This is a genomic window from Stenotrophomonas sp. 78350_Sma, from assembly GCF_056482105.1.
On the sequence record NZ_CM151182.1, the window covers coordinates 4,152,599 to 4,173,358 of the forward strand.

23 protein-coding genes and 1 tRNA gene are annotated in these 20,760 nt (G+C 63.0%); 15 read left to right on the top strand and 9 right to left on the bottom strand.

The window, feature by feature from the left end:
* The first annotated feature begins 67 nt into the window (after positions 1-67).
* Positions 68-1,258 carry a hypothetical protein gene (locus tag ACZK4H_RS19095; RefSeq protein ID WP_478473024.1) on the top strand — a complete coding sequence of 397 codons (1,191 nt, stop codon included), beginning with the start codon at positions 68-70 and terminating at the stop codon, positions 1,256-1,258.
* A gap of 259 nt (positions 1,259-1,517) precedes the next feature.
* On the opposite strand, the gene ACZK4H_RS19100 is transcribed toward ACZK4H_RS19095, so the two are convergent.
* The 5 genes from ACZK4H_RS19100 to ACZK4H_RS19120 all read right to left on the bottom strand — a co-directional run bounded on the left by ACZK4H_RS19100 (position 1,518) and on the right by ACZK4H_RS19120 (position 5,288).
* A complete protein-coding gene (locus ACZK4H_RS19100; RefSeq protein ID WP_478473025.1) occupies positions 1,518-2,093 on the bottom strand; it encodes a hypothetical protein in 576 nt (191 codons plus the stop codon).
* Positions 2,094-2,313: 220 nt separating this feature from the next.
* Entirely contained in the window at positions 2,314-3,522 is a 1,209-nt protein-coding gene (locus ACZK4H_RS19105; RefSeq protein ID WP_183153641.1) for a tyrosine-type recombinase/integrase, read from the bottom strand.
* 175 nt (positions 3,523-3,697) lie between these two features.
* Positions 3,698-3,773 (bottom strand) — tRNA-Ile (locus tag ACZK4H_RS19110).
* Between the two features lie 10 nt (positions 3,774-3,783).
* Positions 3,784-4,947, bottom strand: coding sequence for a tyrosine-type recombinase/integrase (locus ACZK4H_RS19115; RefSeq protein ID WP_099554625.1), 1,164 nt, complete (start codon positions 4,945-4,947; stop codon positions 3,784-3,786).
* A complete protein-coding gene (locus ACZK4H_RS19120) occupies positions 4,947-5,288 on the bottom strand; it encodes an Arc family DNA-binding protein (protein ID WP_099554623.1) in 342 nt (113 codons plus the stop codon). The genes ACZK4H_RS19115 and ACZK4H_RS19120 overlap by 1 nt, the downstream gene beginning before the upstream one ends.
* Before the next feature lie 110 nt (positions 5,289-5,398).
* Here ACZK4H_RS19120 and ACZK4H_RS19125 point away from each other — a divergent pair, with 110 nt between their 5' ends.
* From ACZK4H_RS19125 to ACZK4H_RS19165, 9 genes are all read left to right on the top strand, one after another.
* The gene (locus ACZK4H_RS19125) at positions 5,399-5,629 is read left to right on the top strand and encodes a helix-turn-helix transcriptional regulator (protein ID WP_099554620.1); all 231 of its coding nucleotides are present in this window, start codon (positions 5,399-5,401) and stop codon (positions 5,627-5,629) included.
* A gap of 76 nt (positions 5,630-5,705) precedes the next feature.
* Positions 5,706-6,077: a hypothetical protein gene (locus ACZK4H_RS19130; protein ID WP_099554617.1), complete on the top strand. Its 372-nt coding sequence runs from the start codon at positions 5,706-5,708 to the stop codon at positions 6,075-6,077.
* A gap of 145 nt (positions 6,078-6,222) precedes the next feature.
* Positions 6,223-6,486 carry a hypothetical protein gene (locus tag ACZK4H_RS19135; protein ID WP_099554614.1) on the top strand — a complete coding sequence of 88 codons (264 nt, stop codon included), beginning with the start codon at positions 6,223-6,225 and terminating at the stop codon, positions 6,484-6,486.
* On the top strand, positions 6,476-6,967 hold the full coding sequence (locus ACZK4H_RS19140) for a hypothetical protein (RefSeq protein WP_099554612.1): 492 nt from the start codon (positions 6,476-6,478) through the stop codon (positions 6,965-6,967). The genes ACZK4H_RS19135 and ACZK4H_RS19140 overlap by 11 nt, the downstream gene beginning before the upstream one ends.
* A 670-nt stretch (positions 6,968-7,637) precedes the next feature.
* Positions 7,638-9,068 carry a phage major capsid protein gene (locus ACZK4H_RS19145; protein WP_099474397.1) on the top strand — a complete coding sequence of 477 codons (1,431 nt, stop codon included), beginning with the start codon at positions 7,638-7,640 and terminating at the stop codon, positions 9,066-9,068.
* 373 nt (positions 9,069-9,441) lie between these two features.
* A complete protein-coding gene (locus ACZK4H_RS19150) occupies positions 9,442-9,585 on the top strand; it encodes a hypothetical protein (RefSeq protein WP_239503753.1) in 144 nt (47 codons plus the stop codon).
* Between the two features lie 8 nt (positions 9,586-9,593).
* Entirely contained in the window at positions 9,594-9,875 is a 282-nt protein-coding gene (locus ACZK4H_RS19155; protein ID WP_099474399.1) for a hypothetical protein, read from the top strand.
* Positions 9,866-10,309 (top strand): tail assembly protein, encoded by a 444-nt coding sequence (locus ACZK4H_RS19160; protein ID WP_239503752.1) that lies wholly within the window; start codon positions 9,866-9,868, stop codon positions 10,307-10,309. Before ACZK4H_RS19155 ends, ACZK4H_RS19160 begins: the two co-directional genes overlap by 10 nt.
* A gap of 103 nt (positions 10,310-10,412) precedes the next feature.
* Positions 10,413-10,985, top strand: coding sequence for a hypothetical protein (locus tag ACZK4H_RS19165; protein ID WP_099554607.1), 573 nt, complete (start codon positions 10,413-10,415; stop codon positions 10,983-10,985).
* Between the two features lie 158 nt (positions 10,986-11,143).
* On the opposite strand, the gene ACZK4H_RS19170 is transcribed toward ACZK4H_RS19165, so the two are convergent.
* On the bottom strand, positions 11,144-11,917 hold the full coding sequence (locus tag ACZK4H_RS19170; RefSeq protein WP_478473026.1) for a DUF3800 domain-containing protein: 774 nt from the start codon (positions 11,915-11,917) through the stop codon (positions 11,144-11,146).
* A 225-nt stretch (positions 11,918-12,142) separates the two neighbouring features.
* Here ACZK4H_RS19170 and ACZK4H_RS19175 point away from each other — a divergent pair, with 225 nt between their 5' ends.
* Entirely contained in the window at positions 12,143-12,382 is a 240-nt protein-coding gene (locus ACZK4H_RS19175; protein WP_099554601.1) for a hypothetical protein, read from the top strand.
* A gap of 774 nt (positions 12,383-13,156) precedes the next feature.
* Here the strand turns inward: ACZK4H_RS19175 and ACZK4H_RS19180 are convergent.
* The 3 genes from ACZK4H_RS19180 to dtd all read right to left on the bottom strand — a co-directional run bounded on the left by ACZK4H_RS19180 (position 13,157) and on the right by dtd (position 16,345).
* A complete protein-coding gene (locus ACZK4H_RS19180; protein ID WP_099554596.1) occupies positions 13,157-13,825 on the bottom strand; it encodes a hypothetical protein in 669 nt (222 codons plus the stop codon).
* A 135-nt stretch (positions 13,826-13,960) separates the two neighbouring features.
* Entirely contained in the window at positions 13,961-15,814 is a 1,854-nt protein-coding gene (gene rpoD / locus ACZK4H_RS19185) for an RNA polymerase sigma factor RpoD (protein WP_099554594.1), read from the bottom strand.
* 90 nt (positions 15,815-15,904) lie between these two features.
* Complete coding sequence (gene dtd / locus ACZK4H_RS19190; RefSeq protein ID WP_043034581.1) at positions 15,905-16,345, bottom strand: D-aminoacyl-tRNA deacylase; 441 nt, start codon at positions 16,343-16,345, stop codon at positions 15,905-15,907.
* Positions 16,346-16,406: 61 nt separating this feature from the next.
* Here dtd and ACZK4H_RS19195 point away from each other — a divergent pair, with 61 nt between their 5' ends.
* The 4 genes from ACZK4H_RS19195 (at position 16,407) to ACZK4H_RS19210 (ending at position 20,660) form a co-directional block, all read left to right on the top strand.
* Complete coding sequence (locus ACZK4H_RS19195) at positions 16,407-17,327, top strand: lauroyl acyltransferase (protein WP_099554591.1); 921 nt, start codon at positions 16,407-16,409, stop codon at positions 17,325-17,327.
* Positions 17,328-17,412: 85 nt separating this feature from the next.
* Entirely contained in the window at positions 17,413-18,549 is a 1,137-nt protein-coding gene (ribA, locus tag ACZK4H_RS19200; protein WP_099554589.1) for a GTP cyclohydrolase II RibA, read from the top strand.
* 75 nt (positions 18,550-18,624) lie between these two features.
* Positions 18,625-19,125, top strand: a complete 501-nt coding sequence (locus tag ACZK4H_RS19205; protein ID WP_099554585.1) for a PH domain-containing protein — start codon at positions 18,625-18,627, stop codon at positions 19,123-19,125.
* Complete coding sequence (locus ACZK4H_RS19210; RefSeq protein WP_099554583.1) at positions 19,122-20,660, top strand: PH domain-containing protein; 1,539 nt, start codon at positions 19,122-19,124, stop codon at positions 20,658-20,660. The genes ACZK4H_RS19205 and ACZK4H_RS19210 overlap by 4 nt, the downstream gene beginning before the upstream one ends.
* Positions 20,661-20,760 lie beyond the last annotated feature (100 nt).

A 20,760-nucleotide genomic window follows, 5' to 3' on the forward strand; every position in this document is an offset into this window, starting at 1 on the left:
TGATTCATGAGAATTTTCTATGTTCCCCCGCATAAGCTTCAGATGATCAATTCAAGGAATTCAAGAAATGAGTATTGCCGTACAACTTCAGGATGAAGAAGTGGTCTTTCGAGTACTAGCGTGGCAGCGACGATCGGTTGAGCTTGAGGATCCAGCCGCCTTCAAGCTCACCGCGCAGGGAGTTGAATGTGCGGTTCTTATTCGACCTGAGCACTCAGACGCTGGGGATCAGCTGAACCACGGTGGCGCACTCCTTAGCATCGAGTTCGGATTCCCGAACATCGATCTCATGGAAGCGGCCAATGTTGGCATTGAGCTTCTGGAAGACGTTCTCTGCGCACTATCTCTGGTGGATGGCGTAGATTTCCAGCCGATTCAGTTGCGGTATGCTGAGCGACTTGAGGAAGATGGGACACGCGATTTTTTGCAGTTCCTTGATCTCTCGGCGAACCATTGGCAGAAGAAGGTCTCGAAGAAGTCTCTCGGACAGGCAAGCAAGCTCGTCGCTCATTGGGATGGACTTGAGAAGGGTCATCGATTGCGTCGTGCGGCGAGACTGTATGGACGGGCGATCGGCGAAGCTGACGCACTAACGGCCTTCCAGAGCGCATACACAGGCTTGGAAACACTAGAAACGGTCCTTGCGCCGCGCTTCGGGCTTAAGCCAGGCAGTGAGGAGGTGACCGGAGAGTGCTCTGCATGCAAGCATACCTACACCTTCAACAAGACCGCATTGGTAGGCGTGCGCGCTTTCATTCTTGATGGAGAGGCGCTTAGCTCTGCAGATCCCCAGAGGATATCTGAATGGAAGGGATTCAATCGCCTCAGAAACGACGCAACTCACGGGCTGGAGGAAATTGCTGACCTGCTTGAGCGCGGAGTGAAATGGCTCCCCGGAGCGATGCATCATCTGCATATGGCAATGTGCCATGAATCACACGCTGTCGAGCTCATCTCTGAGAAGTATCGCATGCCCCGCGGTCCGCGCATCTATGCGATGGCGGGGAACTATCGCCGCACTTCTGAAGCAGAGAGCATTGAGAACTGGAACCCGGTATTCGAGGTAAGGCCAGCGAAGTGGGTTGAACACGATCAGTATGGCCGAGTTCCTGAGTTCTCCTTCAAGCCGCGAGCTGATGCAAAAGAGCTTCGGTGTGCGGAACTGCAGCTTGAAGGTGACATTCGAAACGCAACTATGAGCTCGTTCAAGAAGGCAGCTGTCGAACGCGTTGAGCCTGTTGAGGAACCATCAAACTAATAGTTCGTCTGCATCAAGCACGGGAGACGGCAGATCAGCCGTCTCTCGTCCCTAGATCTGCTACAAGTTCCGACGTGTACACCTGCTTGGCGTGAGATCGTCAACAGATTAGATCGGAATCGTTGCCCTCCCCCATCCCAGACGTTGGGGCGAAGTCCCGAACTGGTATTTCCGGCACAAGTGATGCATCAGATGACCAGACTCTCCTTAGAAGCATCGCCACTAATTGGGGATCCTCGTCAGGCGGCGCTTGGCTCGATCATCGAGATGCGCCGCCGGCTACTGAGGATTCGACCGCCTTCCAATCTCCTGTACGCAGCTTCCGATGGACCAGAAGCTCAACTCGTTTGCATACATCGTCGAAATCTTCATTGAAGCTTGCAACACTTCGAGCACAAAACTCACAGTGCAGCTGAATGCCCGCACCGTAGGTGTATCTCGGCGCCAGTTGGCACCTGCATACGGGACAGAGAGCCACAATGGCATAAACCTTCCCGGAGTCCTTTCCGAATCGCCACTGCCAATCGACGCCCAGAAAGGTGTCGTGTGTATAGCTCCAGGCGCTCACGCCACTCTGATTTTGACGAAGATGAGCAACACCAACTGCAAGCAGCGCTACGACAACAACCAGAAGCGAAAGCCAGAGAACGAGCAATAGCCAGTTTGGAGAGCTCGATGATTCACCAAGCCAATGCCAGGCTCTTATCAGGTATCCGCCGAGGGTGGTCCAGCCCCCTTGCACCGTCGTGGCAACAGCCCCGATGGCGGCGACTATTCCCCCGCCTATCACGCCGCTCCAAACCGGATCCTTCCAGATCTTGCTCAACAGGCTCATGAATCCCCCCTCATTATGCAGGCATTCTAGCCACTTCTATCGCTCCATCTGGTCAACGACGGCCGGTCCATCGCAGCAAGTAGGTAGGAATGCCGGGCCTCGGCCAATTTTCCTCCCACTACCGATTTGGGGGCAGGTGTGGGGACACAGAGCCTGGTGCGAAGAAGATCGGGCGAATCGAGACCAGCAGACGAGTCCAGTGACCGAACTCCACCATTACTTATCGTGGTGTGTTCCCTCGCCCCCGAACCTCCCCTGCGCGAAGGCCGTCAAGGTAGTCAGCCCAGGCCTGCATCATCTTCCTGCGCTCCGGCAGGTGGGTGGCGCGATTGTAAGCACGCCCCAGCGGATCTCTGACTGCATGCGCAAGCTGGTGCTCGATGTAGTCTGGTCGGAAGCCCAGCACCTCATCTAGCACCGTTCTGGCCATTGCCCGGAAGCCGTGCCCTACAATGGTTTTAGAGTCAAAGCCCAAGTAACGCAGGGCCGCATTGATGGTGTTCTCGCTCATCGGCTTCAGCGGGCTGCGAACTCCCGGGAAGACGAACTCGCTCCCCCTGCGAAGCGGCTCGAGGTCCCGCAGCACGCTCACAGCCTGGGTTGAGAGAGGCACGATGTGCGGTGTATTCGTCTTGCTGGCCACGTAGCGCCACTCTGCCGCCCCGAGGTCGATGTCCACCCACCTGGCCGCCCTAAGCTCACCTGGACGAACGAACAGCATTGGCGCCAGCTTTAGCGCTGCTCTTGTAACTGGCGAGCCTTCGTAGCCCCACAGCGCGCGAAGCAGCGTAGCGATTTCAGATGGCTCGGTCAGACTGGCGAAATGCTTGGTTCGTGGCTGCTCTAGCGCACCAGCCAGGTCTTGTGCTGGATTTCGCTCAGCACGGCCCGTGGCGATGGCATAGCGAAAGATCCGACCCGCATGGGCTCTTGCACGGTGTGCCGTCTCGACAACACCCCTTTGCTCAAGCTTACGAAGAGCAGCCAGCAGGATCGGAGCCGTGATATCGGTTATGGGCAGCTCGGCGATAGAAGCCAGGTCCTTCTCAAGCAACCGTCGCTCACGAGCCACTGAGCCAGGAACAAGACCCTCCTTGGCTCGCTTGGCAAGAAACTCCAGTCCAATTGCGACAAAGGTGGTGCTCACTCGCTCGCCATGAGCCGCCTTCTCCGCCTTCGCTACTTGCGCCGGATTGGCGCCACCGCGAAGCATCGCCCGCAGTCGGTCGCGCTCCAAGCGCGCTGCCTGCAGGCTCATCGTGGGGTATTCATCCAGAGTGACGATGCTCGCCTTGCCTAGGAAGCGGTATCTGTATCGCCAAGCTTTGCTGCCGGCAGGACGCACTTCAATCACCAGCCCGTTGGTGTCTGCAACTCGGTATGCGGTAGAACGGGGCTTTAGAGCGCGAATTTTGGTGTCTGTAAGCATGTGAGTCAGATCAGTGGGAGTCAGGCGAAACGGACCTGCTTCGCGACTCACAAGCTGACTCACTTTTCTGCTGGATGCAACGGGAAGGGCCGATACACAGAGAGACTCCAAACCCTTGCTATCAAACAATTCCCGGTCAATTTTGGACTGATTCGGAAGCCATTGAATCGTGAATTGGTGGGCCCACCAGGATTCGAACCTGGAACCAAGGGATTATGAGTCCCCTGCTCTAACCGTTGAGCTATAGGCCCTGTAAGGGTTTCAGGCGGTTTTGCGCGGTCGCCGTTGTAATTTCGGTGTAATCGCGTCGCCGGAAAGCTGTTTCTGTAGGGCCGCCATAGCGTCCTGCATCGAAGCCGCGTGAGTGTACCTTTCGGCCATAGCTCTTGTCTTCCAGCCGCCCATTGCTTGGATGGTGGCCGCATCGAGCCCAGCATGCGCAGCGTTGGTCGCGGCGGTGTGCCGCATCGTGTGCGGGGTCACATGCTTGGCGATGCCCGCGCGCTGCACGCACCGACCGAATACGGCGTTCATCTGGTAGGCCCGGCCACTGCCCGCGCGCTGCGATGGGAATAGGTAAGCCTCAGCCTCCATTCCTTTGATGACCTTGCCAAGGTACTGCGCCAGCACTTGCGGCATGGGCTGCTCGCGCCGACCGGCCTTGTCCTTGCCGATCCACAGAATCCTGCGCTGCACATCCACGTCGCCAGCGCGCAGGTTGAGCGCTGCGCTGTGCCGCAGGCCGGTGTAGAGCGTCACCATCACGAACCGATGTGCCAATGGCGACACGTCCTCCTGCGCGGCCAGCAGCAGCCGCTGCGACTCTTCCGGCGTCAGATACACCAACTTTCCCTGCGGCTCGCGCTGGCGGGCCAGCAGCGGCGCAGCGTTGAGGATCTTCCGGCGCCGCATCGTGTTGAGCATGTGCAGCAGCGCAGAGCGCTCACGGTTGATCGTGCCCGGGCTGGCGCCCTCGCCCTTCCGCGTGGCCACGTAGGCGAGCCAGTCATCATCGGTCAGCCTGGCCACCGGCCGGCGCCCGAGGTGGGGCTTGATGTGATCGCGGAACCGCCGCTCCTTGGTGTCGATGTCCTTTCCGTCATGCCGGCGGAGATAGTCCAGGTAGTCGTCAGCCGCCTGCGCGACCGTCTGCGAGGCGTTGCCCTTGCTCCCCTGTACCCCGTGGGACGCGCTGCGCTTGGCGGCCTTGAGCGCGGCCACCACGTCCTCCGCCTGCGTACGGGTGTACCCCTCCGACTCCAAGCCCACCACCTGGTGATGCCGGCGCCTGGCCACCATCACGTTGACAGACCATCGCCCATCGCCGTTCGCGGTGCGCGTGTAGGTGATCCCGTGTTCGCTGATCGACTGGCCGGGCTTCAGCGCGCGCTGTGCCGACCTAGTGAGCTTGACGTAGGCAGCCACTACTTAGCCTTCTTCACGTCCAGTTCTTGAGTGGTTTCAGCCAAGCGCAATTCGAGCAACGCCTTAAGCGTTTCCAGTTCTTGCATGCTCTTTTGCACCTTCTCCATGTTCTCTTGGACTTGGCGCGCGTTGCGCTCAACAGCTTTCCGATAAGCCACCAAGTTGACCGCAATGTCCTGCGCGAGACCGCCGTCCGCAGCCTCGCCGGCTGAGTACGCCTCGGTGAGTCGAAAAACAATCTCTGCCGACAACGAACGGCCGGAGCGCTCAGCTTCCTCTTCGACCTTCCGCATGAGATCGACCGGAAGCCGCAGTTTGAATTGGTGAAATTCGGGTGCCATGGGCGAATGATGGACCAAAATTGTCCTTGACGGCAACGGACAACAATGGTCCACTGCGCCAGAGGGACAACAATGGTCCCTCAGTGGACCATCCAACCATGAGACGCCAAATGACCACAAAAGAAACTGCAATCGCTCCGCCAGCCGCAAGACTCGACGCGACCTCCGCAGCGGAATGGCTGGGGTTGAGCAAGAGCACGCTGGACAAGATGCGATGTGAGGGGCGCGGTCCCCGATACCTGCGGGTGGGCAAGCGCTGCTTTTACCGGCCTGCCGACCTGGACGCCTACCTGGAGGCCGCGGTTGTGGAGACGGCGGACAGCCGTGCGCTGCCACGCTGAAAGAGAAACGGCCCACCCGGTTGCCGCCGGAGTGAGCCGTGAAAGCCATCGGACCCTTGCGAGGAACGACTTGACCATGAAGAAGACTGTACAGCAACCAGCGCCCGAATCAATCGGGCAAACCCCCGATGCGCATTCAGAAATTCCCGACACTCGCGAGCCAGCCGACACGCGTTACGACTGGCTGAGTGTCGAATGGCGGGGGAGCAAGCACGCCGATCGCTTCCGGCTGGAGACGGTAGACCGCGCGCTGTATGCCGCCAGTGGCCTGCAGGGAATCCTGATCCGAGAACAACGCGGCCGCGCGCTGCAGGCCGGCGCACCTGACCAACTGTTCCATGACGGTCTGAACGAGCCAGAGATGGAATCGATGTGCGAAGCGGTGCAAATGCTCCTGCACATGGCCATCGATAACTTGGAACCTCTGCGCAGCGGGGGGGGGCGATGAACGCCATCATCATCCCCTTCCTTGCGCACCGCATCGTGCGGACTCCGCCGCTGTCGGCACTGTCTGAGGCTCGCCTACAGGCACTCGCCGAGCGCCTGGCAGCTGCCATCGATCGCGCCCCACCCCGCCGACAGGAGCGCGCGCCATGAGCCGCCGTCCTGTGGTTGAGCCCATCGCATGCGACTGCTGCGGCAAGCCGCTGCTGCCGGTGTTCGGCACGTTCCATCGTGTGGAGCGGGAGTTCGGCTGGGCTTCCCTGCCCTACGTGCTGTGCGGTGACTGCGCCCTGCAGCACAGGGGCAACCCGTCTGAGGCCCGCGTGCGCGAGTGGATCATGACGCGCGCGGCGCGCGCTGGGGCGGACTGGTTGCGCGCGGTCACCAACGTGGTCACGCCTCATGGCAGCTGAGAGGAACCGCCGCAAGATCACAGGCCGGCAGTCGAGCGACACGTTCGTTCGGTTGCCCCACTCGATGATGCGGCATCCGGCCTTCTTCGCGCTCAGCGGGGCAGCAATGAAGATGCTCCTGTTCTTGGCCGCGCAGTACAACGGGCGCAACAACGGCGACCTCAGCGCCACAAAGGCGATGGTAGAAGGCGCTGGCGTCTGTGCTGCGAGTAAGAGCAAGGAGCTGCTGGCCCAGCTGGAGGAGGCGGGGTTCATCGTGCAGACGCGACACGGCATCAAGAAGCAATGCCATCTGTACGCGCTCACCTGGGTAGGTATTGATCGCTGCCCCGGCAAGAACCTGGAGATCGCTGCGGGCCCACCACGCAACGACTGGCGCAAAACGCATCTTCAACACCCCTCAGGGGTGCAAACAGAATCGCAATCTCAACACCCCTCAGGGGACCACGCAACACCCCTGAGGGGTGCAAAAGCAGCATGAGCCAGTCGATAAACACCCCTGAGGGGTGCAAATACAGGCAAATCGCGGGTTTTTTACACCCCTCAGGGGCCCCCCTTATAGATATCTACCAAGCGGGAGCGCAGCGGACGCTTGGCGCTGTTGCTCCTGCGCTGTTGATTTGCCCGCTCTCCGCCTCACTGCACCACCCAGCGAAAGGGAACGGGGCGCACCCCATGCGCCCGATGCACCCCATGCACCCCATGCACCCCATGCACCCCATGCACCAGGTTCACCACCAGCCATACGGTGATCAACATGGACCGTAGGGGGAGGCGGAAAGTTGAAGCGTCTGCCAGCCCGACACGCGCGCCCCCCTTTCTTCGCGCTTCCGCAGAATTTGAATTTCGGTGCGAGGTCTGTGGTGGACCACTCCGCGACCAGGCGACCGGCCGACCACGGCGCTACTGCACCGATGCGTGCAGACAGAAGGCACATCGAATTCGGCGCGCGCTGAAGCCCGCGTAACGAAACAGGCAGCGCCAAGCAACAACAGCGATAAACTGAGCGCGTCCAAGACAGACTGCCCCACGGGCAAACCTGACACTGGGCCGACACTGCGGCAGAGGCAACGCCAAAGCGCGCTCTGAGACCACTTCACCATGGTCCGGGCGCGCTTGTGCGTTTCTGGACCCCAAATAGGGACCACCCAATGCCTCACCACAACGATTTCCAGCAGATGCGCGACCGCCACGCCAACCGCAAAGCCGCATTCTCGGCACGCGCGGAGCTCGGCAAACTCGGCGTCACCATCGAAGATCCGACCACCGACAAGCCGCTGGACCAGTTGCCGCGCGCTGAAGCACTGGCCTATCGCAACAGCTTGCGCCGTGCGTCCAATGCGCTGACGACCCACGCCAGGGAGAAGGACGAAAACCTCACCGACGGCGTGATGGATGCGTTGGAGTACATCAACAACGCGATCAGCTTGATCAGCGCGGGCATGGATCACCAGGAACAGATGGATCTGACCGCGGCCAATGCCATGGGAACCATGAGCGAGGGCGAGCGCCTGCGGGACACCGACGGTCGCCAGATCGGCACGCTGCTCACCGCATCCGACCTGCAGAACCAGGCAACGATTGCGCGCCGCCTGAACGCGATGCGCGCGGACGGCGGCGGCTTCAATAACGGCGATGAGCAGGTGAGCCTGTCGGACTTCATTCGGGGCGTCGCCAACATGCGCACCAGCGATGGTGTACGCGCGGCTCTGAGCGAAGGCACGAACACCGCAGGCGGCTACACCGTGCCGACCGTGCTGATGCCGGGCATCCTCAACGCCCTGGTGCCCGCGTCGTCTGTTCTCAGCGCAGGCGCCAACGTCGCCGTGCTGGATACCTCGGCCAGCTCCTTCAGCATCGCGGCAGTGGACACCATCCCCACTCCGGCCTGGCGCCAGGAACACGGCCAGGTGGCTGAGAGCGAGCCGGCGTTCCGCGCGGTCAAGGTCACCCCGCGCAGCCTGGCGTTCCGCTTCAAGATTTCCCGCGAGCTGCTGGCCGATTCGCTGGGCGGCCTGGACGCTGCACTGCGCACGGCCATTGCCCAAGCGTTCGCCAAGGAGATCGACCGCGCATCGCTGATGGGCAGCGGCACCGAGCCGGAGATTCGCGGCCTGCGCAACATCCCGGGTATCAACAAGTTGCCGATGGGCACCAACGGGGCGCCGATCACCGACTGGCGCCAGTTCATCCGCGCCCGTCGCCTCATCACCGAGGCCAATGCCCCGGTGCCGGACGTGGCCATTCTGTCGCCGCGCGAAGACGAGACCATGAGCCTGCTGGTGGACACCACTGGCCAGCCGCTGCGCCGGCCCGAGGCCCTGAGCAACTGGAAGTTCCTCACCACCAGCCAGATCCCGACCAACGAGGATGTGGGCACCGCCACCAACGCGGCCGCCATCTACGTGGGCGGCTTCCAGATGTTCACCATCTACATGCGCGAGTCCGTGTCGATCCAGCTGCTGAAGGAGCTGTATGCCGAGACTGGCGAGGTTGGCTTCATCTGCCACACCCGTCTGGACGTGGCATCGGCCTACCCCAAGGCGTTCACCGTCATCGAAGGCGTGACGGACACCGAGTAGAGGGCGGGGCCAGCCGGCGGTGCCCCTGACAACACCGGCAGCGTGGGCGGCGCCAGCGCGGGCAGCGTCCTCAGCGTCGTGACCAGGCAACGGGAGGGGGGAGGTCGAAACTTGAAGGGCCTCCCCCCTCGATACGCGCCCCCCCTTTTCTTCGCGCTTCCACAGAATTTGAATTTCAGGCCGATACAAGAATCGTTCCGAGCCGGCCAATCCCGACCCCATCGCCCCCCCCTGCAAGGGCATGACCGCCGCACAGGCACGGGTCTGGAAGGAGTGCGCCACCAACATGCCTTGGCTCAAGGCCGCTCACCGCCTGCTGTTGCGCCAGGTGTGCATCCTGGCCGCTCGCATGGAGACAGGCTAGGATCTCAGCGTGTCATCCACGCACGCGCTCAGCGCGATGCTCTCCAAGCTGGGCGCCACTCCTGTCGATGAGTCGAAGGTCAACCACGATCCGGGCGACGAAGAAGGCGGGAGCGAGTTCTTAGGCGGACCGCCTGGCAGCCGCCTCAACTGAGGAATCAAATGTCCACATCACCCATTTCCTCCGCCCTGCTCGCAGCTGCCGCCTCCTTCGGGGAAGCAAGTCAGCCCTTGCGCAACTTGTTGGTCGACCACTTGGTGGAGACCAGTCCCGAGGCTGTCGAACGGTTGGCCGAAGCCTCGCTCGCGGGCCACCGGCTGATGCTCGCGACCGACGCCGACACGCCGGATCCCCAGGTGCGGCTGCTCGTGGTCGATTCAGAGCAGCGCGTCACGCAGATCGCCGCAATCGGCCTATTCCCCCCTTCCGACCTGTGGAACTGACGCTGACCGAGCATCTACGCACAATCCGCCTGTACGGCCGCCTCGGCGCGCGGTTCGGGCGCAAGTTCCAGTTGGCAGTGAACAGCCCGGCCGAGGCCATCTTCGCGCTCAGCATCCTGCTACCCGGCTTCCGGCAGTTCCTGACCGGCTGCAAGGACCAGGGCATCGAGTTCGCGGTGTTCATTGGCCGGCAGAACCTGTCCAAAGAACAGCTGAAGGACCCACCAGGTGCGGACGATATCCGCATCGCGCCAGTGCTGGTCGGCTCCAAACGCGGCGGCGTGCTGCAGACCATCATCGACGTCGTCCTTATCGTAGTGGCAGGAATCGCCGGCAACCCCGTGCCCGTCGCCTACGGTGGCCACGACACGAAGGGAATGGTGGCAGGGTCCGTGGTGATCAGCGGCGGCATCTACGCAGAGGACCAGCAGTAAACGTAGCCATCAAGGATCAGCCAACTTAGATGGGTAATGCTCTGCTTGCTGGTCAAGCGGCCGACCTTCATGCTTGCTCCTCCTCTAAGGAAGGGAACTCCAGATGGCTGACCCGTTGTACTGCCCGTGGGTTTTGGGATTTCCGTGTCTCAAGCCGGAGGTCTGGGCTGCCTGGGCACAGGCTCTCCTCTCCGCGCTGGCGATCTACGCCGCAGCCCGAATCGCAGCTAAACAAGAGAAGCTTGCGTTCCGTCGCAAGGCTGATGCCTGCATCGGCCTCATGTCGCACACGGAGCAAACCCTGTTCATGGCACTAGAGAACCCCAATTCCGACGAGACGAAAATGCTTGTTGGCACAGTGCTCGAACAGCTCCGCTCCGTGCCCATGGAAGCTGTCCCTGACCTGCGATTGATGACCATCATCAACCGTTCCGCGCGCAGACTCGCAAGGCTTCATTCTGAGCTGACTGCTGCCCCGAGCCCGGACGCCGTCATCACTGGAGCAAGGATCCTCGGGAGGAGGCGCCTCATCGACGCGATGGTCAATGAGATCTCGATAGACACGCTTGAAATGGCGCATCTGCTCGACTCCATCATGGGCAGATCGCTTCTGGATCGAGTGAAGGCCTGGCTGCCACGGCGGCGCTTTCGTCATGCAGCGACTCCTGATGAATGAGGGCCATTGGCCGTCCGCAAGCGCCTGCGGAATCTCATCGAACATGAGAATGGCGTGTTGTATAGTTCACAGCGCAGGCATGCGCGAGACCTCAATCAGGTCGCTTTCGGGCGGCAGCGTCTAAGACGTGGGATCCTGATTCTCGGGGCCTGCCCTATTCAATCCCAATCCGCCCCTCGGAGCCACTCCGCTCCCGGGGGCGGATTGTTTGCAATGATCTCCGCCGGCAGGACTTTTAATCCGTAGCCGAATCGTGCGCCCTTGTGGCGATACATCGTTCTCCGCAGCATCTCGGCATAGCGCGGCTCGGTGAATCCATATCCATTCGGGTTGACGCTACTCCAAACTGCCGATGCAACCGCATCCGCAATTTGAAGACCCATTCTTTTGCTGTGCTCAAAGATTGCGACGTTTTGGCAATCAACCGCTGACCAATCAATTCGGACGTCCCGCCTCTGCTGCAGCCTAGCGAGGTAGGCGCACAGCTCCGCGTAGGACATGTTGCTACGATTCGAGAAAACCAGCTTCGCCTTGTGTTGGGCATCACGCCTCGCATCTCGGCAAAGCCAGGACACGCGCTCTAGCAACAGCCTGGTCGCATAGTTGTAGAGCAGCCCTTTTTCCGAGTACGCATCACTCTGTAGGGATGGCTTGTGAACAAGCACACTCACCGTGCGTAACGGGGCGCCCGATATCTCCGCGAGATAAGGGAGCCGCTGCCCGTGGTTTAGTTTTCGGAAGTGGAGATCTGCGCGCGCTGGCTTACCCAGCTGAGTCCTAACACGGTCTACAAGCTTCACGGTTTCAAGATCGGCATCCGTCCTTGTGATGGCGGCAGACAACACAAACCAGCGAGAGCTACCTCGGTTGTTGTCTCTGAACTGGAAACCTTCGTCTCCTGACTCATCGATGTAGACGTTGAAAGCGTGCACTGGCGGGTCCCTTGGCTGATGGCAGCAGTCTAAAGGCGCGCACGGCGGCCAGCCATGGACAATACTGTGGATAACCTGTGAGAATCCTTAGGGGAAAGTATTGACTTTCCAACCATGCCAGCTACTTGGTAAGTTCTTGGTCGGAGGCCAGAAAAGCGCCACACCCTTGCCACAAGGCCTCAGGCCGGCAATTCTCTATGGACTTAGGACTTCTCGGCGGCGCTAATGGACCTGTTTACTGATGAGAAGCTTCTGCTCCAGGCGCTCGAAACGATAGACGCAGGCCAGAAGCTGCAGGGATCGCCATCCCTCTACTACCTGAGGGCTTGCATGTACGTGACCGTGGAGGGCTATCCTCCAGGACTCACGGAAGACGGCAGGGCTAGACTGGAAAGTCTCCGAAGAAAACGCGAGAGCCGTGAGCATAGGGATGGAATGAAGTCGATCGACCAGCTCCTTGGCTGAGCTGCCCTGGCTCAGACATCGGGTCTCCTCTTGTCGAACCGTTGGCACTCGGCTAACAGGCCAGCAGCAAGACGGCGGCGACCACCAGCAGCAATGCTCTGCGAAGGTCGCTCAACGCTCGTTGATGGGTCAGGTTTGCGCACTTTTGCGGGCGTTACGAACCTGCTACGGGGGCGTTATAACGCTATATTTCAAGCACTTATGGCGAACTCGCATGTCCGATTGTTAAGTTTTACGAAATTGCTTGCATGGGCTCGGACTGTGTATTCAATAGGTGTCCTAGATACGTCAGCTAGGGCACTCAATGATTACGAAATTCTGCGGCAAGCCCCCATGTGCAACGTCCGAAGGCATCGCGTTTCGCCATTTTTTGAATCTACACGGCCGCATCCTTGAGTGTTGCGGCTGGGAGCTTCTGCTAGAGCATGAAGTGGCCCCCGAGATCCTGATGGCGCGACTCACGGAACAGTTGGGCCACGATTACACCGTGACGATGGAACCATGCAGCGAATGGTCAGCCGTGTAATTCCGGTGTAATCGTGCCGGGGAATTCGCGGTATCCGTTGCAATCGGCGGCAACAGCGGCGCGCTGAAAGCACACGGAAAATGCTCATTTTTGAGGATCCATGAGTGAGACGGTGACGTGGCGAAACGGGGTGGGGACGGATTATGAGTCCCCTGCTCTAACCGTTGAGCTATAGGCCCTGCGCAGCATCACAGTGTAGTGAGGCCGGCAATGGGTTTCCACTGCGCGCCCCCTACCCCCTCACGCCACTACTGCCCCAAGCGCTGCATCAACCGCTCCAACGGCGCACGGTTGTGGTACTCACCGTGCAGGCGGCGCTCGCGCTCGCCACACTGTCCGTTGTCGGCCACCACCAGGTCGGTGCCGCGCAGCAGTACACGTGTCGTGCAACGCCCCTGGCGCAGGTACAGCACATCTTCGCCCTCCTCTGGTGCAGCGCGCCCCAGAACCTGCGGTGCCGTTCCCTCACCGCCCTCCTGCGTGCTCAGCTCGAATGCGTCCCCCTTGGCTGCGATGTCGATGGCATTTCCTTCACTGCGTTCCCAATGGGCGACCCAGTCGGTCAGGCTGGTCGCGACGTAGTTGCTCGTTTTCATCACGCGCGACTCCGGCGCCCAGCTCACCACTTCCTTGCTCGGCGAACGTGCTTTTACGCAGTAGTAGCTGTTCCAGCGGTCACCGATCACCAGGCCAGTGCCCGGTTCCATCTCCTCGCCACTGCGGCACCCATCCCGTTCCTCGTCCAAGCAGCCCTCTGCCTCGCCCAGCAGCAGCACCTGCCCGGTATCGACCACGCGACCCACGGCATAGTCGAACTGGCTGCTGAAGAAACTCTCTGCATTGCACGCCGGTGGTTTCGGAGTATCCGCCCAGGCAACCAGTGGTGACAGCGAGAGCAGCAGGATCGGCAGTTTCATCGGCATTCCATTGACCAGTGCAAAAACAGGACACGCATCCTATCCCGTCGCGCGCAGCGCGGAAGACCGCAGGCAAAAAAAACAGACCCCGCTTGCGCGGGGTCTGTCGGGTGCTTCATATGCAGCGGATACCCGTCAATCGATATCCAGGAAGCTGCGCAGCTGCTCCGAGCGGCTCGGGTGACGCAGCTTGCGCAGGGCCTTCGCTTCGATCTGGCGGATGCGCTCGCGGGTCACGTCGAACTGCTTGCCGACCTCTTCCAGCGTGTGGTCGGTGTTCATGTCGATGCCGAAGCGCATGCGCAGCACCTTGGCTTCCCTCGGGGTGAGGCCGGCCAGCACGTCGCGCACGGTTTCAGACAAGTTGATGTTGGTGGTGTTCTCGATCGGGGACTCCACGTTGGTGTCCTCGATGAAGTCGCCCAGATGGGAATCCTCGTCGTCGCCGATCGGGGTTTCCATCGAGATCGGCTCCTTGGCGATCTTCATCACCTTGCGGATCTTGTCTTCCGGCATGTCCATTTCCTTGGCCAGCTCCTCCGGCGTAGCCTCGCGGCCGTACTGCTGGAGCATCTGGCGGGAAATGCGGTTCAACTTGTTGATCGTCTCGATCATGTGCACCGGAATACGGATGGTGCGTGCCTGGTCGGCGATCGAGCGGGTGATCGCCTGGCGGATCCACCAGGTGGCGTAGGTCGAGAACTTGTAACCGCGGCGGTATTCGAACTTGTCCACGGCCTTCATCAGGCCGATGTTGCCTTCCTGGATCAGGTCGAGGAACTGCAGGCCACGGTTGGTGTACTTCTTGGCAATCGAGATCACCAGGCGCAGGTTGGCCTCGACCATTTCCTTCTTGGCCTTGCGCGCCTTGGCTTCACCGTAGGCCATGGCACGGCTGATTTCCTTCAGCTCTTCCAGGTCCAGCTGGGTCAGCGTCTCGATGTCGATCGTCGCCTGCTGTTCGGCAATGATCTGGTCCTTCACTTCGCGCAGGGCCGAGGACCACTTCTGCTTGCGCTTCAGTGCGTCTTCCACCCACTCCAGGTTGGTCTGGTTGCCTTCCCAGGAACGGATGAAGTCCTTGCGCGGCATGCGCGCAGTGACGGTGGCCAGGTTCAGCACGCGACGCTCATGGGCCTTGATCGACGCCATGGTGTCGCGCAGCTGCTTGGTCAGCACATCGGTCAGCGGCAGCGGCAGCTTCAGGGTGACGAACACCGCCGACATTTCCTCGCGCAGGCGCGGCAGGTTCTTCTTGTCGCCCTTGGTCGCGGCCTTCTTGAAGGCGTTGAAGGCATCGCTCAGCGCCTGCATGCGCGCAGCGACTTCCTCCGGATCCGGACCGGTCGGTGCGGCTTCTTCCTCGCCACCCTCGACATCATCGTCCTCGTCCTCGTCGCCCTCGGCGTCCGCATCGGCGCTGTCATCGGCAGCGGCCGCCGGCGGTGCCGGTTCTTCGTCGGCCAGGTCATTGAAGCCGACGATCACTTCGGCCAGGCGCTTCTTGCCTTCCTTGTGGGCTTCATAGTCGGTCAGCAGCGACTCGACCGACACCGGGAACTGGCCCAGTGCAGCCTGGACCTGCGAAAGGCCTTCCTCGATACGCTTGGCGATGGCGATTTCGCCTTCGCGGGTCAGCAGCTCGACGGTGCCCATTTCGCGCATGTACATACGCACCGGGTCGGTGGTACGGCCACCTTCGGTGTCGAGCGCGCTCAGCGCGGCGGCAGCTTCTTCGGCCGCGGTGTCATCGACTTCGCGGTTGCCGGTGTTGCCGTCATTGAGAAGCAGGGTTTCCACATCCGGCGCAACTTCATGGACATCGATGCCCATGCCGTTGATCATGCCGATGATGTCTTCGATCTGTTCCGGGTCGACCATGTCGTCCGGCAGATGGTCATTGACTTCGGCGTAGGTCAGGTAGCCCTGTTCCAGGCCCTTGCTGATCAGTTGCTTGATTTCGGATTGGGCAGGACGTTCGTTGGCCATGTAGTGCTCGCGCCACCGGCTAGGGAGAAATAGGGAACGTAGCATTATACCAGCCCGGGGCCCCGCCTGCCGGGCGGTGGTCCCGCAGGCTCAGGGCCGGAGAAGGAAGGTCACGGGACCGTCATTGACCAGGCTGACGACCATATGGGCACCAAATCGGCCCGTTTCCACCCCTGGCGCGTGATTTTCACGACAGATCTCGACAAAACGATTGAACCCGCGTTCAGCCTCGTCCGGCGGCGCGGCCGTGGTGAAGCTCGGCCGCATGCCCGAACGGGTGTCGGCGGCCAGGGTGAACTGGCTGACCAGCAGCAGGCCGCCGCCGGTATCGCGCAGCGAGCGGTTCATCTTCCCGGCCTCGTCGGCGAATACCCGGTAACCCAGCAGGCGCTCGGCCATCCGCCGCAGCTGGGCCTCGGTATCGCCCGGCTCCATGCCGACCAGGGCCAGCAGGCCGGGCCCGATCTGGCCCACGGCCTCATCGTCGACATGGACGGCGGCCTGGCTGACACGCTGGATCAGGACGAGCATCGTGGGCTTCCAATGAACAGGGCCGGCCACGATAGCAGCGCCCTTGGCTAAACTGGCGCCGATGAATCCGCAACGCAAAGCCCGGCTGGTCTACCGCGCCACCACCCTGTTCGCCCGCCTGCCCTGGCCGCTGCTGCGGGCGTTCGCGCGCGCCCTGGCGTGGGCGTGGATCGCCCTCAATGCCCGGGAAAGCCGTGTCACCCGGCGCAACCTGGAGCTGGCCTACCCCGAGCTGGACGGCGCTGCCCGCGACCGGCTGCACCGGGAGCTGCTGCGCTCCACCGCCCTGCAGGCCATCGAAACCCTGCGCCTGTGGAGCCAGACGCCGGCCGACAACCTGCGACTGCACCTGAAGCAGCGCCATGGCGAGGCCCTGTACGACGCGGCGCTGGCCAGCGGCAAGGGTGTGATCGTGGCGGCCCCGCACTTCGGCAACTGGGAGCTGCTGAACCAGTGGCTGGCCTCGCGCGGGCAGATCGCCATCGTCTACAAGCCGCCGGAGGACGAGGCCAGTGATGCCTTCCTGCAGCTGGTGCGCGGCGGGCAGAACGTGCAGCAGGTGCGCGCCGAAGGCCCGGCCGTGCGCCAGCTGTTCAAGGTGCTCAAGGACGGCGGCGCCACCGGCATCCTGCCCGACCAGCAGCCCAAGGCCGGCGATGGCGTGTTCGTGCCGTTCTTTGGCGTGCAGGCGCTGACCATGACCCTGGTCAACCGGCTGGCCGAGCGCACGGGCGCCACCGTGCTCTATGGCTGGTGCGAACGCATCGGGCCGGACATGGAATTCGCCCTGCACATCGAGCCGACCGACCCGGCCGTGGCCGATCCGGACCCGCAGGTGGCCGCCACCGCACTCAATGCCGGCATCGAACGCATCGCCCGCCGAGACCCGGCGCAGTACCAGTGGACCTACAAGCGCTATACGCTGCGGCCACCGGGCAGCGACGAGGAAGACCCCTACGCGACCGAAGAGCATCCCCACTGACGGCCCCCCGCCCAGGGCTCCCGGTCCCTGCGACCGGCGGCCGCACCGCGTTGAATTCAACGCCATCGCCCCCATAGAGACTGCGATGTCCGCCTCCCCCGGTCCTGCCATGTCTGCTGCTTCTTCCCTGTTCGGCGATCCGGCCGCGATCCGCTGCGAGCGCGCGGTTGCCGAACTGCGTGCCGGTCGCCCGGTGCTGCTCCACGATGGCCAGGGCCAGCGCCTGGCGGTGATCGCACTGGACAGCGCCACGGCCAGCAGCTTCGCCGCCTTCGCCACTGCCGCCCGCGAACGCCACTATCTGTTCCTGACCGCCACCCGTGCCCGCGTGCTCGGCGTGGACGCACCGCAGGGCGCGCGCCTGCCGCTGAGCGGTGTGGCCTTCGATGCCCTGCCCTCGCTGGGCTACCTGCGCGAGCCCGGTCCAATGCCGGAAGGCTGGAGCGCGGGAGACGCCTTCGATGCCGGCGCGGTGGAGCTGGCCCGCCTGGGCCTGCTGCTGCCAGCGATGGTGGCCGTGCGCCTGGACGCCGATGACCACACCTTCGACGGTGCTGCCGAGGTGGCCCTGTGCGACCTGGCCGAAGGCGCAGCACATGCGGCCCACGACTACGAACTGGTAGCGCGTTCGCCGGTGCCGCTGCGCGACGTCGGCATGACCACCTTCGCGGTGTTCCGCGGCGGTGTGGCCCAGCGCGACCAGGTGGCGATCATCGTCGGCGAACCGGACCTGACGGCCGTAGTGCCGGTGCGCGTGCATTCGTCCTGCTTGACCGGTGACCTGTTCGGTTCGCTCAAGTGCGACTGTGGCGACCAGCTGCGGCGCGGCCTGCACAAGCTGAAGGAACTGGGCGGCGGCGTGCTGCTGTACCTGGACCAGGAAGGGCGCGGCACCGGCATTGCCGCCAAGATGCGCGCCTACGGCTACCAGCACGATGGCCTGGACACCATCGACGCCGATGCACAGCTCGGCTTCGGTGCCGACGAACGCCGCTATGGCAGCGCGGTGGCGATGCTGCGTGGCCTGGGCATTTCGCGCGTGGCGCTGCTCAGCAACAACCCGACCAAGGCACAGCGCCTGCGCAATGCCGGCATCGAAGTGCTGGACTGCATTCCGGTCACCGGCGAGATCACTGCCGAGAACGAGAACTACCTGCGTACCAAGGCCGACCGTGCCGGCCACCTGCTGGATGTCGATGCACTGATCCAGGCTGCCCAGTAACGCAGCCGACCTGCTACCGTCTGCGCGGTGCGGCCACGGCCGCTACCGCCCGCCCTGCTGCCTGACGGAGCCCGCGTGACCGACGCCTCGATTCCTGTACCACCCGCCACTGATTGGCAGGTACTGCCGCAACGCGCAGCCCGCCTGGCCGCACTGGAAGGAGCCTTTGGCGGCCTGTTCGTCCCGGGCCTGCCACTGGCGGCGGCGGCGTGGTTCTTCGATCTGCCCGGCAGCCTGTGGACCGCTGCAGCCGGGCTGCTGATGGGTGTGGCCTTTGGTGCATGGCTGGGCCATCGACGTCTGGTCCGCACCCGTTGGCGGCTGGACGCACAGGGCCTGGGCCTGCGCCGCGACCTCATGTGGCAGCTGGAAACGCGCATCCCGCTCTCGCGGGTGCAGCATCTCGATCTGCGCCGGGGCCCGCTGGAGCGCCGTGCCGGCCTGGCCACGCTGATCGTGCACACCGCCGGCACCCGCATGAGCGCGGTGACCGTGAGCGGCCTGGACGAAGCCGACGCCGAACGCCTGCGCGACACCCTGTCCCACCAGCTCGACCAGGACGCCGACGCCCTGTGAGCCTGCCGCCCCCCCTGCCTGCACCGTTGCCCGCCGGTACCGAGGACCACCGGCTGCACCCGTGGTCGTGGCTGTTCGTGCTGCTGATGCAGCTGCGCCACTACTTCCTGCCGCTGGTCGCGCTGCTCGTATTCGGCCAGCGCGGCGACCGCGATCCGATGTGGGCGCAGCTGATTCCGCTGACGGCAATTGCCGCGCTGGTCCTGGTGTCGGTGCTGCAGTACCTCAGCTACCGCTACCACATCGGCAGCGATGCCATCACCGTGCGCAGTGGCCTGCTGTCGCGCAACCGCCGCGAGATCCCGTTCGCCCGCATCCACAACGTGGAAGTACGGCAGAACCCGCTGCATCGCCTGTTCGGCGTGGCCGAGCTGCGCCTGGAGTCGGCCGGCGGTGTGCGCCCTGAAGCGGAGATGCGGGTACTGAAGCTGGACCAGGCACTGGCGCTGGAACGACTGGTGCGCCAGCGCGGGCAGGCACCGCAGGCCAACGACGCCGTCGACGCGCCGCCCATTGCCGACGTCGACAGCGAACACGTGCTGCTGCGACTGTCCAGCTGGGACGTGGTGCGCATGGGACTGCTCTCCAACCGCGGCTGGGCACTGGCGGTGGCCGCGTTCGGCGTGCTGTTCCAGACGGTGCCGCGGCCGGTGATGGACGATGCCATCCAGCGCGGCGGCCGCGAGGCCTTCGGCTATGCCAGCCACCTGCATCCCGGCGTGACCGGCGCCTTCCTGCTGGTGGCTGCAGCCCTGCTGCTGGGCTGGCTGGCGCTGCGCGTGCTGTCAGTGGTGCTGACCCTGTTGCGTTACCACGGCTTCACCCTCGTCGAGCAGGACCGCCGCCTGACCGTGTCGGCCGGGATGCTCAGCCGCACCCGCAGCAGCGTCGCACGTCGGCGCATCCAGGCCTGGACCCTGCGCGAAGGCACCCTGCAGCGCTGGTTCGGGCTGCGCCAGCTGCGCATCGACAGTGCCGCCGGTGGCCCTTCGCGTGATGAGGACCGCGCCCTGCGCGAACTGGCGCCGCTGGCAACCCGCGAACACTGCACACGGCTGGTGCAGCACCTGCTGCCACAGCTGCACTGGCCGCCGACGCAATGGCAGTCCATTCCGCAGCGCGGCTGGTGGCGGCTGTGCCTGGGCGCGTTGCTGCTGGTACCGCTGCTGGCAATCGCTGCGCACTGGCGTTGGGGCCCCTGGGGCCTGGTCGTCCTGGCCTGGCTGCCGGTCGCACTGTTGGTCGCACACCGGCAGATGGCACGCATGGGCTGGTATCTGGACGAGCATTATGTGGCCGTGCGCGGCGGCTGGTGGAAACGCTGGTGGCGCTGGGCCGAGCTGGACAAGGTGCAGGGCCTGCGCCTGCAGCGTTCACCGCTGGACAAGCTGCTGGGCACCAGCAGCCTGCAACTGGATACCGCCGGTGCGCATGGCGACGTGGCACTCACCCTGCACCATCTGCCGCAGGCACAGGCACAGCAGGCGATGGAGCAGCTGGCGGTGGCATTGGCGCGGCGCAAGCTGCGCTGGTAAGCCATACAGGTGGTGCCGGCCTCTGGCCGGCAACCGCAGAAATTCCAAGGTTGCCGGCCAGCGGCCGGCACTACCGCGTGCGGGGCCGTGCATCCACGCA

Bases quoted from the DNA above. Each gene is read 5' to 3' on its own strand.
- ACZK4H_RS19095 (WP_478473024.1), top strand. From the start codon at position 68: ATGAGTATTGCCGTACAACTTCAGGATGAAGAAGTGGTCTTTCGAGTA.
- ACZK4H_RS19100 (WP_478473025.1), bottom strand. From the start codon at position 2,093: ATGAGCCTGTTGAGCAAGATCTGGAAGGATCCGGTTTGGAGCGGCGTG.
- ACZK4H_RS19105 (WP_183153641.1), bottom strand. From the start codon at position 3,522: ATGCTTACAGACACCAAAATTCGCGCTCTAAAGCCCCGTTCTACCGCA.
- ACZK4H_RS19120 (WP_099554623.1), bottom strand. From the start codon at position 5,288: ATGGCACCCGAATTTCACCAATTCAAACTGCGGCTTCCGGTCGATCTC.
- ACZK4H_RS19125 (WP_099554620.1), top strand. From the start codon at position 5,399: ATGACCACAAAAGAAACTGCAATCGCTCCGCCAGCCGCAAGACTCGAC.
- ACZK4H_RS19130 (WP_099554617.1), top strand. From the start codon at position 5,706: ATGAAGAAGACTGTACAGCAACCAGCGCCCGAATCAATCGGGCAAACC.
- ACZK4H_RS19135 (WP_099554614.1), top strand. From the start codon at position 6,223: ATGAGCCGCCGTCCTGTGGTTGAGCCCATCGCATGCGACTGCTGCGGC.
- ACZK4H_RS19140 (WP_099554612.1), top strand. From the start codon at position 6,476: ATGGCAGCTGAGAGGAACCGCCGCAAGATCACAGGCCGGCAGTCGAGC.
- ACZK4H_RS19145 (WP_099474397.1), top strand. From the start codon at position 7,638: ATGCCTCACCACAACGATTTCCAGCAGATGCGCGACCGCCACGCCAAC.
- ACZK4H_RS19155 (WP_099474399.1), top strand. From the start codon at position 9,594: ATGTCCACATCACCCATTTCCTCCGCCCTGCTCGCAGCTGCCGCCTCC.
- ACZK4H_RS19165 (WP_099554607.1), top strand. From the start codon at position 10,413: ATGGCTGACCCGTTGTACTGCCCGTGGGTTTTGGGATTTCCGTGTCTC.
- ACZK4H_RS19175 (WP_099554601.1), top strand. From the start codon at position 12,143: ATGGACCTGTTTACTGATGAGAAGCTTCTGCTCCAGGCGCTCGAAACG.
- ACZK4H_RS19180 (WP_099554596.1), bottom strand. From the start codon at position 13,825: ATGAAACTGCCGATCCTGCTGCTCTCGCTGTCACCACTGGTTGCCTGG.
- rpoD (WP_099554594.1), bottom strand. From the start codon at position 15,814: ATGGCCAACGAACGTCCTGCCCAATCCGAAATCAAGCAACTGATCAGC.
- dtd (WP_043034581.1), bottom strand. From the start codon at position 16,345: ATGCTCGTCCTGATCCAGCGTGTCAGCCAGGCCGCCGTCCATGTCGAC.
- ACZK4H_RS19195 (WP_099554591.1), top strand. From the start codon at position 16,407: ATGAATCCGCAACGCAAAGCCCGGCTGGTCTACCGCGCCACCACCCTG.
- ribA (WP_099554589.1), top strand. From the start codon at position 17,413: ATGTCCGCCTCCCCCGGTCCTGCCATGTCTGCTGCTTCTTCCCTGTTC.